This is a genomic window from Pseudomonas sp. G3-39, assembly GCF_054790485.1.
In genome coordinates this window covers 258,895-275,105 of record NZ_CP186497.1, presented here as the reverse complement: position 1 = coordinate 275,105, position 16,211 = coordinate 258,895, and the positions used below count along the sequence as shown (strand labels likewise).

Below are 16,211 nucleotides of genomic sequence, written 5' to 3'. Positions count from 1 at the left end.
GCCTGACACTGCGCTTTCGCGAGCAAGCCCGCTCCCACATTGGACTTGCGTCGTCGCTCAGATACTTACTGAACGGTCGGCGTCTCGCCAGCTTCCTGCATGCGCTGCAGCTCTTGCGCGTACAGGGCGTCGAAATTCACCGGCGCCAGCATCAGGGCCGGGAACGAACCACGAGTCACCAGGCTGTCCAGGGTTTCGCGCGCGTACGGGAACAGGATGTTCGGGCAGAACGCACCCAGAGTGTGGCTCATCGAAGCCGCGTCGAGGTTCTTGATCAGGAAGATACCGGCCTGTTGCACTTCAGCGATGAAAGCCACTTCGTCGCCGTTTTTCACGGTCACGGACAGGGTCAGTACCACTTCGTAGAAATCACCTTCCAGTTCTTTCTGACGGGTGTTCAGGTCCAGGCCGACGGTCGGGTCCCACTGCTGGCGGAAGATCGCCGGGCTTTTCGGGGCTTCGAAGGACAGATCGCGTACGTAGATGCGCTGCAAGGAGAATTGCGGTGCGGTTTCTTCTTCGCTGGCTGCAGTGTTCTGTTGGTCAGTCATCTCAGATCCTTTCTGATCTTGGGTCTTTTAGGGAGTGCTGTACGTGGGTGCAGCCGTTCAGGCCTTGAGCAGCGCGTCGAGCTTGCCCGCGCGCTCCAGGGCATACAAATCATCACAACCGCCGATGTGCTTTTCGCCGATCCAGATCTGCGGCACGGACGTGCGTCCGGCCTTCTGGCTCATGGCAGCACGAATCTGCGGCTTGCCATCGACCTTGATCTCTTCGAAGGCCACACCTTTGTTCGCGAGCAATTGCTTGGCTCGCATGCAATAAGGGCAGTAGTCGCTGGAGTAGACGATGACTTCGCTCATATCACTTCACCAACGGCAGGTTGTCGCCTTTCCAGCTGGAGATCCCGCCGGACAGCTTGGCGGCAGTGAAGCCGGACTTCATCAGCTCGCGAGCGTGGGTGCCAGCGGTCTGGCCCAGGGCGTCGACCAGAATGATGGTCTTGGCCTTGTGCTTTTCCAGCTCGCCGGTACGTGCAGCCAGCTTGTCTTGAGGAATGTTGATCGCGCCAACGATATGACCGGCGGCGTAATCTTTCGCCGGACGGATGTCCACCACCACGCCTGCGTCCTTGTTGACCAGTGCGGTCAGTTCGCCGGTGCTCAGGCTTCTACCGCCGCCCTGCATCGTGTGCGCCAGCAGCAGAGCCAGCAGTACGACGAAGATACCGACAAGAATGTAGTGGTTAGTGGCAAATTCAATCAGGTGAGCAACCATCGAAGGAGGTTCCAGGGCGTTAAAATGTCGGCCAGTATACACAGCCACTATGGTGGGCCAAACCCCGTCCGGCGGTGACGTGGTCGGAACTAAGCATTAAACTCGCCACTCCCTTTTCCATCGCCCTCTTCTTTATTAGCCACGAGTGGATTCCATGACTACCACGCCTAAACCTTTGGTCCTGATGATTCTCGACGGCTTCGGTCACAGTGACAGCCACGAATCCAATGCCGTGTATGCGGCGAAGAAGCCTGTGCTCGATCGTCTGTGGGCCACGGTGCCGAACGGCCTGATCTCGGGCAGCGGCATGGACGTTGGTCTGCCGGACGGCCAAATGGGCAACTCCGAAGTCGGCCACATGAACCTCGGCGCCGGGCGCGTGGTGTATCAGGACTTCACGCGCGTGACCAAAGCGATCCGCGACGGTGAGTTCTTCGACAACCCGACCATCTGCGCCGCCGTGGATAAAGCCGTGGCCGCCGGCAAAGCCGTGCATTTCATGGGTCTGCTGTCCGATGGCGGCGTGCACAGCCACCAGGATCACCTGATCGCCATGGCCGAACTGGCCTTCAAGCGCGGCGCCGAGAAAATCTACCTGCACGCCTTCCTCGACGGTCGCGACACGCCACCGAAAAGCGCCGCGTCGTCAATCGAACTGCTCGACGCGACCTTCCAGGCGCTCGGCAAGGGCCGCATCGCCAGCCTCATCGGTCGCTACTTCGCGATGGACCGTGACAACCGTTGGGACCGCGTATCTCAGGCCTACAACCTGATCGTTGACGGCAACGCCGAATTCAACGCCGCCACCGCTCAGGAAGGCCTCGACGCCGCCTACGCCCGTGGCGAGAGCGACGAATTCGTCAAAGCCACCACCATCGGCGAGCCGGTCAAGGTCGAAGACGGCGACGCCGTGGTGTTCATGAACTTCCGCGCCGACCGTGCCCGCGAACTGAGCCGCGTATTTGTCGAAGACGATTTCAAGGAATTCGAGCGCACGCGCCAGCCAAAAGTGCAGTACGTGGGCTTGACCCAATACGCCGCCAGCATCCCGGCCCCGGCGGCTTTCGCTCCGGGCAGCCTGGAAAACGTGCTTGGCGACTATTTGGCGAAAAACGGCAAGACCCAGCTACGCATCGCCGAAACCGAAAAATATGCGCACGTGACCTTCTTCTTCTCCGGCGGCCGCGAAGAGCCGTTCCCGGGTGAAGAGCGCATCCTCATCCCGTCGCCGAAAGTCGCCACCTACGACCTGCAACCGGAAATGAGCGCACCCGAGGTCACCGACCGCATCGTCGACGCCATCGAGCATCAGCGTTACGACGTGATCGTGGTCAACTACGCCAACGGCGACATGGTCGGCCACAGCGGCGTGTTCGACGCTGCGGTAAAAGCCGTGGAATGCCTGGACACCTGCGTCGGCCGTATCGTCGAAGCTCTGGAAAAGGTGGGTGGCGAAGCGCTGATCACCGCTGACCATGGCAACGTCGAAAAAATGGCCGATGAAGAAACCCACCAGGCGCACACCGCGCACACCACCGAGCCGGTGCCGTTCATTTATGTCGGCAAGCGTGACCTCAAGGTCCGTGAAGGCGGCGTACTGGCGGACGTCGCGCCGACCATGCTGATGCTGCTTGGCCTGGAAAAACCGGCGGAAATGACGGGGACTTCGATTCTGGTGTAATCGCCAGATCAAACACCGCCAAACCCTGTGGGAGCTGGCTTGCCAGCGATAGCAATCTGACAGCCAACAGCTATGTTGAATGTGCAGACGCCATCGCTGGCAAGCCAGCTCCCACAGTGGTTTATGGGGTTTTCGAAATGGAAATGGGCCTCTGCGCCGCTCCAGTTATCACACAAGCCCAATTGGGCGTTTTTTTTGCAGCCCCGGGCGGGCATACTAGGCCGTCCATTACCCTGGTGCCGCCCGCCTCTATGCTCCGCGTCCTGATCGCCCTCGCTCTGACCTGCCTGCTCCAACCGGCCTTCGCTGACGAGCGCGCGCAAACCCAACAGCAGTTGGATGCCACGCGTCAGGACATTGCCGAGCTGAAAAAGCTGCTGGGCAAGCTGCAGGAAGAAAAATCCGGTGTGCAGAAAGAGCTCAAGGGCACTGAAACCGAGATGGGCAAGCTCGAGAAGCAGGTCGATGCCCTGCAGAAAGAGTTGAAAAAAAGCGAATCCGAGCTGCAGCGGCTCGATGCGGAGAAAAAAAAACTCCAGAGCGCGCGCACTGAACAGCAGCGACTGATCGCCATCCAGGCCCGCGCGGCCTACCAGAATGGCCGTCAGGAATACCTCAAGCTGCTGCTCAACCAGCAGAATCCCGAGAAATTCGCCCGCACCCTCACCTATTACGATTACCTGAGCCAGGCCCGCCTGGAGCAGTTGAAGAACTTCAACGAAACCCTGCGCCAACTGGCCAATGTCGAAAAAGACATCGCCATGCAGCAGGCGCAATTGCTGGTGCAGAAAAGCAGCCTCGACACCCAGCGCGACGAGCTGGAAAAAGTCCGCAAGGAACGCCAGCAAGTCCTCGCCAAGCTCAACGATGACGTGAAAGCCCGCGACCAGAAACTGGCCGCCCGCGAGCAGGATCAGGCAGACCTGTCTAAAGTCCTTAAAACCATTGAAGAAACCCTGGCCCGTCAGGCCCGTGAGGCAGAAGAAGCGCGGCAGAAAGCGCTGATCGCCCAGCAGGAAGCGGAAAAAAAGCGTTTGCGTGAGGCGCAGGCTGACAACAGCGACGCCCCACGAAAACCCGTCAAATCAACCCCCGGCGCGCTGGTGTCCAGCAGCGGTGAGACCTTCGGCGGCCCTTTTGCTGCAACCCGGGGAAAACTTCCGTGGCCGGTTGATGGTCGATTGCTGGCACGCTTCGGCGAAAGCCGTGGCGACGATGCCCGCACCAAGTGGGATGGTGTGATGATCAGCGCCGCTGCCGGCAGCCAAGTGCATGCCGTGCATGGCGGGCGCGTGGTGTTCGCCGACTGGTTGCGTGGCGCCGGGCTGCTGGTGATCCTTGATCACGGCAATGGTTATCTGAGTCTTTACGGTCACAACCAGACACTGCTCAAGTCGGCCGGTGACGTGGTAAAAGCCGGTGAGTCGATCTCCACTGTGGGTAACAGTGGCGGTCAGGACACACCAGCGCTGTATTTCGCAATTCGTCAGCAGGGTCACCCGAGTGATCCGGCGCAATGGTGTCACGCGCAAGGATAAGCGCGTCGCCTAATTCAGGAGTTCGTTCGACATGCTGCATTTGTCCCGCCTTACCTCGCTGGCCCTGACGATCGCTCTGGTGATCGGCGCGCCTCTGGCGTTCGCCGCTCAACCGGCCCCGGCCGTCGCTCCGGCAGGCACTGCCGCGACCGCCAAGGCCCCGTTGCCGTTGGAAGAGTTGCGCACCTTTGCCGAGGTCATGGACCGGATCAAGGCGGCGTATGTCGAGCCGGTGGATGACAAGACCCTGCTGGAAAACGCGATCAAGGGCATGCTCAGCAACCTCGATCCGCACTCCGCGTATCTCGGCCCTGAAGACTTCACCGAACTGCAGGAAAGCACCAGCGGCGAATTCGGCGGCCTGGGCATCGAAGTCGGCTCCGAAGACGGCTTCATCAAGGTCGTCTCGCCGATCGACGACACCCCGGCGTCGAAGGCTGGCATCCAGGCCGGTGACTTCATCGTCAAGATCAACGGTGCGCCAACTCGCGGCCAGACCATGACCGAAGCCGTGGACAAGATGCGCGGCAAGATCGGCCAGAAGATCACCCTGACCCTGGTGCGCGACGGTGGCACGCCGTTCGACGTGACCCTGGCCCGCGCCGTGATTCAGGTGAAGAGCGTCAAGGCGCAGCTGCTGGAGTCGGGCTACGGCTACATCCGCATCACCCAGTTCCAGGTCAAGACCGGCGAAGAGGTCTCCAAGGCCCTGGCCAAGCTGCGCAAGGACAACGGCAAAAAGCTCAACGGCATCATCCTCGATCTGCGCAACAACCCGGGCGGCGTGTTGCAGGCGGCAGTGGAAGTGGTCGACCACTTCATCAAGAAAGGCCTGATCGTCTATACCAAAGGCCGGATCGCCAACTCCGAACTGCGCTTCTCCGCCACCGGCAAAGACGAAAGCGAAGCGGTGCCGATGGTCGTGCTGATCAACGGTGGCAGCGCCTCCGCTTCGGAAATCGTCGCCGGCGCCCTGCAGGATCAGAAACGCGCGGTAGTCATGGGCACCACCAGTTTCGGCAAGGGCTCGGTGCAAACCGTGCTGCCGCTGAACAACGACCGCGCGCTGAAGATCACCACGGCACTGTACTTCACGCCGAACGGCCGCTCGATCCAGGCCCAGGGCATCGTCCCGGACATCGAAGTGCGCAAGGCCAAGATCACCAACGAAGCGGACGGCGACTACTTCAAGGAAGCCGACCTGCAAGGTCACTTGGGCAACGGCAACGGCGGCGCAGACAAGCCGACCGGTTCCGGCACCAAGGCCAAGGCCATGCCGCAGGATGACGATTACCAGTTGGCCCAGGCCCTGAGCCTGCTTAAGGGCTTGAGCATCACGTCCGGCCGTTGAGGATGTCTTTGCGTTTGCTCTTCGTCCTGCTGTGCTATCTGGCGGGTGCTGCTCACGCAGAACCCGCCAGGACGCCACCGCCAAAAGCCTACCTGACGCTGATCATCGACGACCTGGGGCAGAACCTGCCCCGGGATCGCCGTGTGCTGGCTCTGCCCGGCCCAGTGACCACGGCGATCATGCCCGACACCCCGCACGCCACCGAATTCGCCCGCGAAGCCCATCGCGCCGGCAAGATCGTGATCCTGCACATGCCGATGGATCCGGCCACCGGTCCGTACGCCTGGCACCCCGAACTGCCGCTCGAAGAGCTGCAAAAGCGCCTCGACGCCGCGTTCAAAATGGTCCCCTACACGGCGGGCATCAACAACCACATGGGCAGTCGCATGACCGCCCAGCCGGTGGCGATGGCGTGGCTGATGGGCGAGTTGCAGCGTCGGCACAAGTTCTTCGTCGACAGCCGCACCAGTGCGCAAACCGTGGCGGCGCGGCAAGCACAGAAGATCGATCTGGCGAGTGTTTCGCGCGATGTGTTTCTCGATGACGAACGCACCGAAGCCGCCATTTTCAACCAGCTGCAGACGGCGATCAGCCTGGCCCGCAAGCAGGGCTCGGCCGTGATGATCGGCCACCCTTACCCGCAGACGCTGGCGGTGCTGGAACGTGAATTGCCGAAGCTCAAGGCGCAAGGCATCGAGTGGATCGATATCAAGCAGATGATCAGCGTGCGGAGTAACAAAGCGACAGCTGCACACGGGAAAAATGGAATTTATCGTTAAGCTATCAACTGATTAAATTCTCATAAGCCTCTACGTCCAAAATAAGCAGCAATAACTTATAGAACCGACTCAAACCTAACTGTCTTATTCTGCGCCAGTCTTGCACCCATATATTAGCCAAGGACTGGCCATGAACTTTAAATATATCCACCCAAGCTTTTTATTACTGACGGCCTTCTCACTTCCTGCCTGTTCCAGCCCTGTCGATTACGGCAAGGGCGCTGAAAACTTCTCACCGTCGCAACACCTGACTAACAAAGATGGCGAAAATAACCACTGGATGGGAATCGGTGAGTACAAAAGCCGCGAGCATGGTTCCTGCACCGCCTTCCTGATCGACACTAACAGCTCTCGACCGTCCGATTCCGCCTATGCACTGACCAGCGCCCACTGCGTGGGCAAGGAAAACGGGGTCATGCGACTAGATGACCCTATCGAAGCCAGCATTACCTTCAACAGCTTCATCGATACGACTGCTGCCTCCAGGACCGTTTCTCTGCAGAAAGTAGCCTGGAGCAGTATTCAGGGTGTCGACCTGGCTCTGTTGGAGCTTGGAGTGTCACAGGGCGAACTTCTGGCTCAGGGCATCACGCCCATGAAACTGGCCCGGCAGGCGCCGGCAGAAGATAGCGACATTCTGATAGTGCACAAACCCGTGGGCTCTCCATTACAAATGTCAGCCTGCACCCACATGCCCTCCCCGGCGATTTTCGAAAAGCCCTGGGTTTGGCGGCATACCGTCAGCAACCAATGCAAAGATATTGCTTCCGGAAGCTCGGGGAGTCCGGTCATCGTTCGAGCGACCAACGAGGTCTATGGCGTCCTTGGGACCTTGGCTCACCATCTGACGCCGCTGCCTGGATACGGTCAGATGCCGAGCGGCAGTTACGGCAGTCCCACCTCGGTTTTCAACAACTGCTTTATCGATGGCAAACTCAATACGGATCCGCAGGTGTGCGAATTATTTCCGGCAGCCTCTATCAGACTGCCTGCCCAACTGCCAACGCATGCAAAGATCAGCGTAACCGCTCAGGGCAACTACGTTTATCCAGAATGGAACTTTGAAATAACCGCCAGCACCCGGTTTATCCGGACCAAACGCACGTCGGACCCGGTCGAATGCGAAGTTCCGCAAGCCTACAGCCAGCCAATCACCACCGGCACTGCGCCGACTCGAATAAATGTTCCGATGGGACCTGAAACCGGGCCTAGCAACCTTTGCATCATCGCCACAAACAGTACTGAGGACATATTACCCGCAGGCACTTATCGCAATGCCGTCACTGTTCCCACTTATCTGGTTGATGCGGGCCCGACGCCTGTTCCGACCATAGAGACTTCGTTTAACAAAGAGATAAACAGGGCACTGATTCTGTGGCCGGAACGCAAGAACGAGGGTCTTGATCGATACGAGGTAAAAGGCGGCCTTGCTGAAAAAGTCAGTTGCGAAGACCCGCAGGGTTATAGGCATGTGACCTCCAATTGGCTACGCCCGCAAAGCAACTTCCCCCTCAAACTCTGCGTTTACGCTGTCGACCCCAACAATCAGCGCTCAGAATTGAAGGAATACATCCTGGAATGGGAAGCGCTCGAAAACAGCGCCCCCTGAGCTGACCAGTAACGTAGGCCTTGTGCTTCTGCATCAATAGGCAAAACAGGAGCGCAAGGCTGCCCATGGCAAGGAACGGTTTTTTGGAAATAACTGGTCACGACGTCATACATAGTTACCGCCAGAGACCGGTTGCGATTACCGATAGTGAGACCTGCAACAGGTCGCGACTCCCTTGAGTCGCCGTTCAACTATCAGGAGTGACCATGACCATTCATGACCAGGCCGCAGCGCCATCCAGACAAATCGAGCCGATCCGCCACGACAATCTGCTGATCCATTTCACCACGGAGTTTCACCGCATCTGGGACAGCACCGGCTCACGGGCTAAACCCGCGGCCTTCTGGCGCCCGACTCCGGCTCCGGATGTATTGCCGGGCTATTTCCCGCTCGGCGACGTGTTCGTCGCCGGGCACGACAACATTAACGGCAGCACCGTGGTAGCTGTGGTTTGCGAAGGCGATGCACCCAGTGCAGATCCGGCCAGGGGCCCGGCATTAAGGCGCCCGGACGATTTCGAGCTGATCTGGAAAGATTCCGGCTCAGGCTCGAAGAAAGACGGGGCCGTATGGCGACCGATCGCCCCGCAAGGTTATGTGGCCATGGGCGCGGTCTGCTCCAATGATCACGAAAAACCTTCACTCAACGCGGTTCGCTGTGTACGCGCCGATCTGGTGGTCGCCTCGGACGTTGGCGAACTGATCTGGAATGACAGGGGCAGCGGCGCCAAGCAGAGCTTCAGTGCATGGAGTGTCATACCACCCAATGCACCGCCGGGAGAGATTCATTTCGCACCGGGAACATTTGTTGCGGCCAGCAGTTTCAACCGGCCAGAGGGCAATGTCGGTGCCTATTCACTAAGCATGCAGATCGCGCCGCTGATCCAGTCACCGCCACAGCTACCAACGCTCTCCGCAGCGCAAGCCCCAGAAACCAAGGGAGCGGCCACCCTCGCCCAAGTCATCGAGCTGCCATGGTTCGTGGTCAAGGATGACTTGTCGCCAATTGAGCAATTACGCACCACGCCGTTTTATCGCCTGGAAAGAACCGACCAGTACTATTTGGTTGGGAGCGGACACAACACAGGCGAGGAGGCACGGGCTTTCAAGTGGACTGCGCAGCGGCTGCAGAATCCGAAGACGTTGCGTCTGTTCACTCAACTTACCGCGATCAGTTTTGTGAGTCCGTGGGCATCGAAGGCAGACGCTCCTCCGTCACTCCCATTCTCGGCAAGACTGGACAGCCAGTTCACTCACAGCGAGACGTCAACCAGTGGTTGGCAGACTCCATTTGTTACCCATGTGATCGCGATGGCCGGCAAAGGCAAATTCGTCGCGGTTTATCAGCTGGAGAGTTTCTACGAGCTGCGTCGTGCTGACGGCTCGCAGGCGGGGATCAATCTGGCTTACACCCAGAACGAAAACCTGAATCTGCTGCAATATCCGCCGCAAGAATGCACCCACGATGCAGCGGACCAGTCGTTGCCGACGGCTACAGATAGCGCCCCATGATTTCGTCGATAACCCCGTCCTTGCGCATTTGATCCAGCGCCGCCTGCAGCCTGGCGACCGTTGCGTCCGACACGTCCTTGTTCAGCGCCAGATATAACTCGGCGCTGTTGAAGCGCAACACGGTCTTGAGCCCGGTGACCCCGTCCTGCCGCGCCAGATAACGCCCGGCAGGATCACCCGTGGCCCACAGGTCGATCTGACCGTTGACCAGTTTTTTTGCGTTGTCCTGATCGCGCAGCACGACCGTGGGTTTCAAGCCCTGCTTGGTCAGCGTCTCGGCAATCGCGTCGCCCTTGTAGGCGCCGATCTTGTATTTGCGTGCATCGTTGAGGGTGTCGAGGGTGATCTTGCTGTCGGCCCTGGCCAACATGATCCAGTCGTCCGGACCGATCGGGCCGACCCATTTGAACAGGTTTTCGCGGTCCGGCAGGCGGGCCATCACGAAGGCGCCGTAACCGGGGTTTTCCAGCGCCAGTTTGTAGACGCGCTCCCATGGGAAGCGCAGCGTCAGGCTATAGGTGAGCCCGGCGCGCTTGAACATTTCGCGCACGATGTCGGCGGCAATGCCGTTGATGTTCTCGCCCTTGGCGAAGTTCTTGCCGTCTTTCGCCATGTTGTAGGGCGGAAAGTTTTCGGTGAGGAGCACCAGATCGGTGTCGGGACTGTTTTCGGCCCGCGCCGTGTTGAGCAACAACACAGAGGCACTGGCGAGAACAAGAAGCAGGCGTTTGATCATGTCGGGCTACCGGAATCCATGGCGTGCCCAAGAGTGCCTTGGGTACGCCATGCTGTCCACTGGCCTGTACGGTTTAGCGCATCACGATGCCGCGTTTGGCCATATACGCTTTCGCTTCCTGCACGGTGTATTCGCCGAAGTGGAAAATACTCGCCGCCAGTACCGCGCTGGCGTGGCCTTCGAGGATGCCGTCGGCCAGATGCTGCAGGTTGCCGACGCCGCCGGAGGCGATCACCGGAATGCCCAGCGCATCGCTGATCGCGCGAGTCACGCCGAGGTCGAAGCCGTTTTTCATGCCGTCCTGATCCATACTGGTCAGCAGGATTTCGCCGGCACCCAGGCCTTCCATCTTCTTCGCCCACTCGACCGCGTCGAGGCCGGTCGGCTTGCGCCCGCCGTGGGTGAAGATTTCCCAGCGCGGGGTTTCGCCCGGGCCGGAGACCTTCTTCGCGTCGATGGCGACGACGATGCACTGCGAGCCGAAATGCTGCGCCGCTTCGCCAACAAACTCCGGATTGAACACCGCTGCGGTGTTGATCGAAACCTTGTCCGCACCAGCGTTGAGCAGGTTGCGAATGTCCTGCACGGTGCGCACGCCACCGCCGACGGTCAACGGGATGAACACCTGGCTGGCCATGCGCTCGACGGTATGCAGCGTGGTGTCGCGGCCATCGACGCTGGCGGTGATGTCGAGAAAGGTAATCTCGTCGGCACCCTGCTCGTCATAACGACGGGCGATTTCCACCGGGTCGCCGGCATCGCGGATGTTCTCGAACTTCACACCTTTGACGACCCGGCCGTTGTCCACGTCCAGGCAAGGGATGATGCGTTTGGCCAGCGCCATGGTCAGTCCTCAGCCTTGGTACGCATCGCAGAAAGCTTGCGCTTCGGCGACGTCGAGGGTGCCTTCGTAGATCGCCCGGCCAGTGATTGCACCGATGATGCCCGGCGCCTTGGCGTCGAGCAGCGACTTGATGTCACCCAGATTGTGGATACCGCCGGACGCGATCACCGGGATCTTCGTCGCTGCAGCCAGCGCAGCGGTGAACGGTACGTTGCAGCCCTGCATCATGCCGTCTTTGGCGATGTCGGTATAAACGATCGAGGACACACCGTCGGCTTCAAACTGCTTGGCCAGATCGATGACTTGCACGGTGCTGATTTCAGCCCAGCCATCAGTAGCGACAAAACCGTCTTTGGCATCCAGACCGACGATGATTTTGCCCGGGAACGCGCGGCAGGCCTCAGCGACGAACGCCGGATCTTTAACGGCTTTGGTGCCGATGATCACGTAGCTGACGCCCGCCTTGACGTAGTGCTCGATGGTTTCCAGCGAGCGGATACCGCCACCGATCTGGATCGGCAGGTTCGGGTAACGCTTGGCGATCGCGGTCACCACTTCGCCGTTGACCGGCTGGCCTTCGAATGCGCCGTTCAGATCGACCAGATGCAGACGGCGGCAACCGCCCTCCACCCACTTGGCAGCCATGCTCACCGGGTCATCGGAGAACACTGTGGAATCTTCCATGCGGCCCTGGCGCAGACGTACGCAGGCACCGTCCTTGAGATCGATAGCGGGAATAATCAGCATCTGGCAAACCTTCAAATTTGAATGTTCAGCTTGGCTCGAAAATCAGTTTTTCTCGAGCGCCCACAGGTCGCTTTCGATGCTTTCAAACCGCTCTTTGAGGTGGGTCTGCACATCGAAAATCGCCCTGTTGTAATAGTGCGGAGCAATTTCGCGGGTAAACAGCTCAAGAATTTCCGCCGCCTCGAACGAACCCAGGTCGAGTTCGAACCGATCCTCCATGAACCGCTGGATCTTGCGGTTGGCCTCGCTCTCCTGTTCGGGAGTGAGGGTCAGGATCGGCGGCTTGGACTTCTTGGCAGCCATTTACCAGCGACCGTCCCACGCGGCGAAGTTCTGCAGCAATTGCAGGCCATGGGTATGGCTCTTCTCCGGGTGGAACTGCACGGCGAAACGCGAACCTTCGGCCAGCGCGGCAGCGAAATCGACCCCGTAATGACCGCTACCCACCACCTGCCGCGCGTTGGCAGCGGCGATGTAATAGCTGTGTACGAAGTAGAAACGCGCCATGTCCGGAATGTCGTGCCACAGCGGGTGACTGACCTTCTGCTTCACCTCGTTCCAGCCCATGTGCGGGACTTTCAGGTGCTCGCCATCTTCATGCAGGTCTTTGCCGAAGAACTTCACCGCGCCCGGGAACAGGCCGATGCAGTCGACGCCGTCGTTCTCTTCGCTGCTGTCGAGCAGGGCTTGCATGCCGACACAGATGCCGAGAAACGGACGATCCTGGCTGACTTCACGCACCAGCGAGTCGAACCCGAGGCGACGGATCTCCGCCATGCAATCGCGAATCGCACCTACGCCGGGGAATACCACACGGTCGGCTTCGCGGATCACGTCGGCATCGCTGGTGATCAGCACCTTGCCGGCGCCAACGTGCTCGAGGGCCTTGGCCACCGAGTGCAGGTTGCCCATGCCGTAGTCGATAACTGCAACCGTCTGCATTACAGAACGCCTTTGGTCGATGGCATTTGCCCGGCCATGCGCTCATCCAGCTCGACGGCCATGCGCAGCGCGCGGCCGAAAGCCTTGAACACGGTTTCAATCTGGTGGTGGGTGTTGGTGCCACGCAGGTTGTCGATGTGCAGGCTGACCAAGGCGTGGTTGACGAAGCCCTGGAAGAATTCCTGGAACAGGTCGACGTCGAAGCCGCCCACGGTGGCGCGGGTGTACGGCACGTGCATCTGCAGGCCTGGACGGCCGGAGAAGTCGATCACCACGCGCGATAGCGCTTCATCGAGCGGCACGTAGGCGTGGCCGTAGCGACGGATGCCTTTCTTGTCGCCGATGGCTTTGGCGAAGGCCTGGCCGAGGGTGATACCGACGTCTTCCACGGTATGGTGGTCGTCGATATGCAGATCGCCCTTGCATTCAATATCCAGGTCGATCAACCCGTGACGGGCGATCTGATCCAGCATGTGCTCAAGAAAAGGAACGCCGATATCGAATCGGGCCTTTCCGGTGCCATCAAGGTTGATCGAGGCTTTGATCTGGGTTTCCAGAGTGTCGCGCTCGACAGACGCCTTACGTTCGGCCATCACCAGCTCCGCAAAATCATTGGGCGAAAAAGGCAGCCATTATAGGCACGCGGGGCCGAAACAGAAACACGCGACGTGAGATGGCTGACGGATAGAACGCCCGGCTGTCGCGGGTAGACATGTCCATACAAGCCATTACAGGCACCCCGAAAACAACTGTAGGAGTGAGCCTGCTCGCGATGAGGGCGTGACAGCCAACATTTCCGTGACTGTCAGACCGCTATCGCGAGCAGGGCTCACTCCTACAGGGGTACTAGGTTTTGTTTAGTGAAACAGTACCGCCGTCTTCTGCAGGGTCACCCACACACCCCACGCCAACGGAATGCCCACCACCAGCCATGCAGCGATTGCCAGCGGCTTGCTGCCCGGTGCGGCTTTCCACTCCAGCACGGTGCTGGCATCAGCACCTTTGTCGTGACCCAGCGCCTGTTCGGCGGCCAGTTCAGCGTCGGTCATGAAGTACTTGTCGGCCACCGGACGCACCATCAGGTTGCACAGGAAACCCAGCACCAGCAGGCCGGCGAGGATGTACAGGGTGATGTCGTAAGCGGCAGCGCGTTCAACGCCGATGCTCAACTGATACTCACGCAGGTAGTTCACCAGCACCGGGCCGAGCACGCCGGCCGCAGCCCAGGCAGTCAGCAGACGACCGTGGATCGCACCGACCATTTGCGTGCCGAACAGGTCGGCCAGATACGCTGGAACGGTCGCAAAACCACCGCCGTACATCGACAGGATGATGCAGAACGCCGCCACGAACAGCGCAACGTTGCCCAGATGGCCCATGTTCGGGATCAGCGCGTACAGGGCAAAACCGAGGGCGAAGAACACGAAGTAAGTGTTTTTGCGACCCAGGTAGTCCGAGAACGAAGCCCAGAAGAAGCGGCCACCGATGTTGAACAGGCTCAGCAGACCGGTGAAGCCGGCAGCGATCGCAGCGATCGAAGCCAGTTGCCCGGCGTCCAGTTGACCGAACGGCACGTCAACGCCCAGCAGCTTGCCGCCGAACACTTCCTGCAGCAGTGGCGAGGCCATGCCGAGGATGCCGATACCGGCCGACACGTTCAGGCACAGCACCAGCCACACCAGACGGAACTGCGGGGTTTTCCACGCCACATTCACGTGCACGTGACGGTGAGTGATCATCGCGTTCGAGGCTTTCTTTGCCGGAGCGGTCCAGCCTTCAGGCTTCCAGCCGGTTGGCGGCACGCGGTAAGCCAGGGCGCCACCGATCATGAACACGAAGTAGATCGCAGCCATGGCCACGAAGCTCTGCCACACGCCGACACCGGCAGGCGAAGCGAAGTGGCTCATCAGCGCAGTCGCCAACGGTGCACCGACCATCGCGCCGCCACCGAAACCCATGATCGCCATGCCGGTCGCCATGCCGCGCTTGTCCGGGAACCACTTGATCAGGGTCGAGACCGGCGAAATGTAGCCCAGGCCCAGACCGATACCACCGATCACGCCAGAGCCGATCCACATCAGCCAGATCTGGTGGGTGTAGATACCCAGCGCCGAGATCAGCAGACCGCCGCACCAGCACAGTGCCGACACCACACCGGCCTTGCGTGGCCCGGCGTGTTCCAGCCAGCCACCCCAGATTGCTGCCGAGCAGCCGAGGAAGATGAAGAACAGGGTGTAGATCCAGCCGAGCATGGAGATCGGCCAGTCGCATTGCGAAGAGAAGACCTGAGCGATGAAGCTCATGTCCGGCGCGCAAGCCACAGGCGCGGTGACGCCCAGCGCCTTGGACAGCGGTAACCAGAACACCGAGAAACCGTAGGCCATGCCGATGCACAGGTGGATGGCCAGAGCGGCCGGTGGAACCAGCCAGCGGTTGAAACCGGGCTTGGCGATGATGCGTTCCTTGGACAGGAACGCAGGCTGGTCGGCGCGAAGGCCGTCCGCCGTGATGCTCGTGCTCATTGTGTATCCCCCAATTATTAGTATGGTTCGCCAGCCACTGCTCACCCTCGGCCTTTATGCACGCAGGCATGACCGTTTTTTCGGGTGAAGCTCCTTGAAGGCGCGACGTTAAGTCGCAGAAGGACGGACGAACCGGCGAAGGTTACCATTTGCACGTGACAGAAAAACCAAACTGATATCACCTTTTTCATGTCATCTGATCTCGTCCCCACAGGAAAAAGCCATGCCGATCGCTGTCCAAGCGCTGAACGATGCCAGTTACCAGGATCAACAGGACCTGCAAAAAATCTATCGTGACGCTCCGCAATGGCTGTTCGCACCGTATTCCGGGGACGCTCAACTGATCGAAAACAGCCTGGCTGACGGCTCTTTGATTGCAGGACGTTTCAACGATCGCCTGCTTGGTGCAGCACGCCTGACAAGGCACGACAGGATTTGGTACTTGTCACATTTGTGTATACGAAAAGTCACCCGGCGCCGTGGGGTAGCCGAGAGACTGGTGAACCAAGCACAGAAAATGGCGTCGCAAGCGGGTGCCCAACTGCGCCTGCTGGCACCGGCCGGACACCTTGAAATCCAGGCGCTGGCCGCCAAATTGCAATTGCCGCTGGACGTCATCGCGACATGACAGCGCCCCGAACCGGGCGGATGCAGCGCTATACTCCCCGGCTAA

Annotated in this window: 17 protein-coding genes; 7 read left to right on the top strand and 10 right to left on the bottom strand. The window is 59.7% G+C overall.

Going from position 1 to position 16,211, the window contains the following annotated elements; genetic code table 11:
- Positions 1 to 65 precede the first annotated feature (65 nt).
- Genes secB through ACOYXG_RS01270 form a run of 3 tightly spaced genes read right to left on the bottom strand, consistent with a single transcriptional unit; the run spans position 66 to position 1,278 of the window.
- Positions 66 to 551, bottom strand: a complete 486-nt coding sequence (secB, locus tag ACOYXG_RS01280; RefSeq protein ID WP_027611264.1) for a protein-export chaperone SecB — start codon at positions 549 to 551, stop codon at positions 66 to 68.
- Between the two features lie 57 nt (positions 552 to 608).
- The gene (gene grxC, locus ACOYXG_RS01275) at positions 609 to 863 is read right to left on the bottom strand and encodes a glutaredoxin 3 (protein ID WP_003220774.1); all 255 of its coding nucleotides are present in this window, start codon (positions 861 to 863) and stop codon (positions 609 to 611) included.
- Between the two features lies 1 nt (position 864).
- The gene (locus ACOYXG_RS01270; protein WP_135294772.1) at positions 865 to 1,278 is read right to left on the bottom strand and encodes a rhodanese-like domain-containing protein; all 414 of its coding nucleotides are present in this window, start codon (positions 1,276 to 1,278) and stop codon (positions 865 to 867) included.
- A gap of 154 nt (positions 1,279 to 1,432) precedes the next feature.
- On the opposite strand from ACOYXG_RS01270, the gene gpmI reads away from it, so the two are divergent.
- The 6 genes from gpmI (at position 1,433) to ACOYXG_RS01240 (ending at position 9,747) form a co-directional block, all read left to right on the top strand.
- Complete coding sequence (gene gpmI / locus ACOYXG_RS01265) at positions 1,433 to 2,959, top strand: 2,3-bisphosphoglycerate-independent phosphoglycerate mutase (protein WP_135294771.1); 1,527 nt, start codon at positions 1,433 to 1,435, stop codon at positions 2,957 to 2,959.
- 251 nt (positions 2,960 to 3,210) lie between these two features.
- Positions 3,211 to 4,497 (top strand): murein hydrolase activator EnvC family protein, encoded by a 1,287-nt coding sequence (locus ACOYXG_RS01260; RefSeq protein WP_027611262.1) that lies wholly within the window; start codon positions 3,211 to 3,213, stop codon positions 4,495 to 4,497.
- 31 nt (positions 4,498 to 4,528) lie between these two features.
- Positions 4,529 to 5,848, top strand: coding sequence for a S41 family peptidase (locus tag ACOYXG_RS01255; RefSeq protein ID WP_027611261.1), 1,320 nt, complete (start codon positions 4,529 to 4,531; stop codon positions 5,846 to 5,848).
- Positions 5,849 to 5,850: 2 nt separating this feature from the next.
- Entirely contained in the window at positions 5,851 to 6,627 is a 777-nt protein-coding gene (locus ACOYXG_RS01250; protein ID WP_097086964.1) for a divergent polysaccharide deacetylase family protein, read from the top strand.
- A gap of 130 nt (positions 6,628 to 6,757) precedes the next feature.
- Positions 6,758 to 8,236 (top strand): S1 family peptidase, encoded by a 1,479-nt coding sequence (locus tag ACOYXG_RS01245; protein ID WP_103368312.1) that lies wholly within the window; start codon positions 6,758 to 6,760, stop codon positions 8,234 to 8,236.
- Positions 8,237 to 8,442: 206 nt separating this feature from the next.
- The gene (locus tag ACOYXG_RS01240; protein ID WP_460355479.1) at positions 8,443 to 9,747 is read left to right on the top strand and encodes a Vps62-related protein; all 1,305 of its coding nucleotides are present in this window, start codon (positions 8,443 to 8,445) and stop codon (positions 9,745 to 9,747) included.
- Here the strand turns inward: ACOYXG_RS01240 and ACOYXG_RS01235 are convergent.
- The 7 genes from ACOYXG_RS01235 to ACOYXG_RS01205 all read right to left on the bottom strand — a co-directional run bounded on the left by ACOYXG_RS01235 (position 9,728) and on the right by ACOYXG_RS01205 (position 15,538).
- Complete coding sequence (locus ACOYXG_RS01235; protein ID WP_460355476.1) at positions 9,728 to 10,483, bottom strand: substrate-binding periplasmic protein; 756 nt, start codon at positions 10,481 to 10,483, stop codon at positions 9,728 to 9,730. The genes ACOYXG_RS01240 and ACOYXG_RS01235 overlap by 20 nt on opposite strands.
- Before the next feature lie 73 nt (positions 10,484 to 10,556).
- Complete coding sequence (hisF, locus tag ACOYXG_RS01230; RefSeq protein ID WP_007909211.1) at positions 10,557 to 11,327, bottom strand: imidazole glycerol phosphate synthase subunit HisF; 771 nt, start codon at positions 11,325 to 11,327, stop codon at positions 10,557 to 10,559.
- Positions 11,328 to 11,336: 9 nt separating this feature from the next.
- The gene (gene hisA / locus ACOYXG_RS01225; RefSeq protein WP_097086957.1) at positions 11,337 to 12,074 is read right to left on the bottom strand and encodes a 1-(5-phosphoribosyl)-5-[(5-phosphoribosylamino)methylideneamino]imidazole-4-carboxamide isomerase; all 738 of its coding nucleotides are present in this window, start codon (positions 12,072 to 12,074) and stop codon (positions 11,337 to 11,339) included.
- 42 nt (positions 12,075 to 12,116) lie between these two features.
- Positions 12,117 to 12,377, bottom strand: a complete 261-nt coding sequence (locus ACOYXG_RS01220; RefSeq protein ID WP_007952545.1) for a DUF2164 domain-containing protein — start codon at positions 12,375 to 12,377, stop codon at positions 12,117 to 12,119.
- On the bottom strand, positions 12,378 to 13,016 hold the full coding sequence (hisH, locus tag ACOYXG_RS01215; protein ID WP_095137960.1) for an imidazole glycerol phosphate synthase subunit HisH: 639 nt from the start codon (positions 13,014 to 13,016) through the stop codon (positions 12,378 to 12,380). It abuts the gene before it with no gap.
- The gene (gene hisB, locus ACOYXG_RS01210; RefSeq protein ID WP_007909204.1) at positions 13,016 to 13,609 is read right to left on the bottom strand and encodes an imidazoleglycerol-phosphate dehydratase HisB; all 594 of its coding nucleotides are present in this window, start codon (positions 13,607 to 13,609) and stop codon (positions 13,016 to 13,018) included. Before hisB ends, hisH begins: the two co-directional genes overlap by 1 nt.
- Positions 13,610 to 13,873: 264 nt before the next feature.
- Positions 13,874 to 15,538 carry an OFA family MFS transporter gene (locus ACOYXG_RS01205; protein WP_096796694.1) on the bottom strand — a complete coding sequence of 555 codons (1,665 nt, stop codon included), beginning with the start codon at positions 15,536 to 15,538 and terminating at the stop codon, positions 13,874 to 13,876.
- Positions 15,539 to 15,761: 223 nt separating this feature from the next.
- On the opposite strand from ACOYXG_RS01205, the gene ACOYXG_RS01200 reads away from it, so the two are divergent.
- On the top strand, positions 15,762 to 16,166 hold the full coding sequence (locus ACOYXG_RS01200) for an acetyl-CoA sensor PanZ family protein (protein ID WP_097086952.1): 405 nt from the start codon (positions 15,762 to 15,764) through the stop codon (positions 16,164 to 16,166).
- The last annotated feature ends 45 nt before the right edge of the window (positions 16,167 to 16,211 follow it).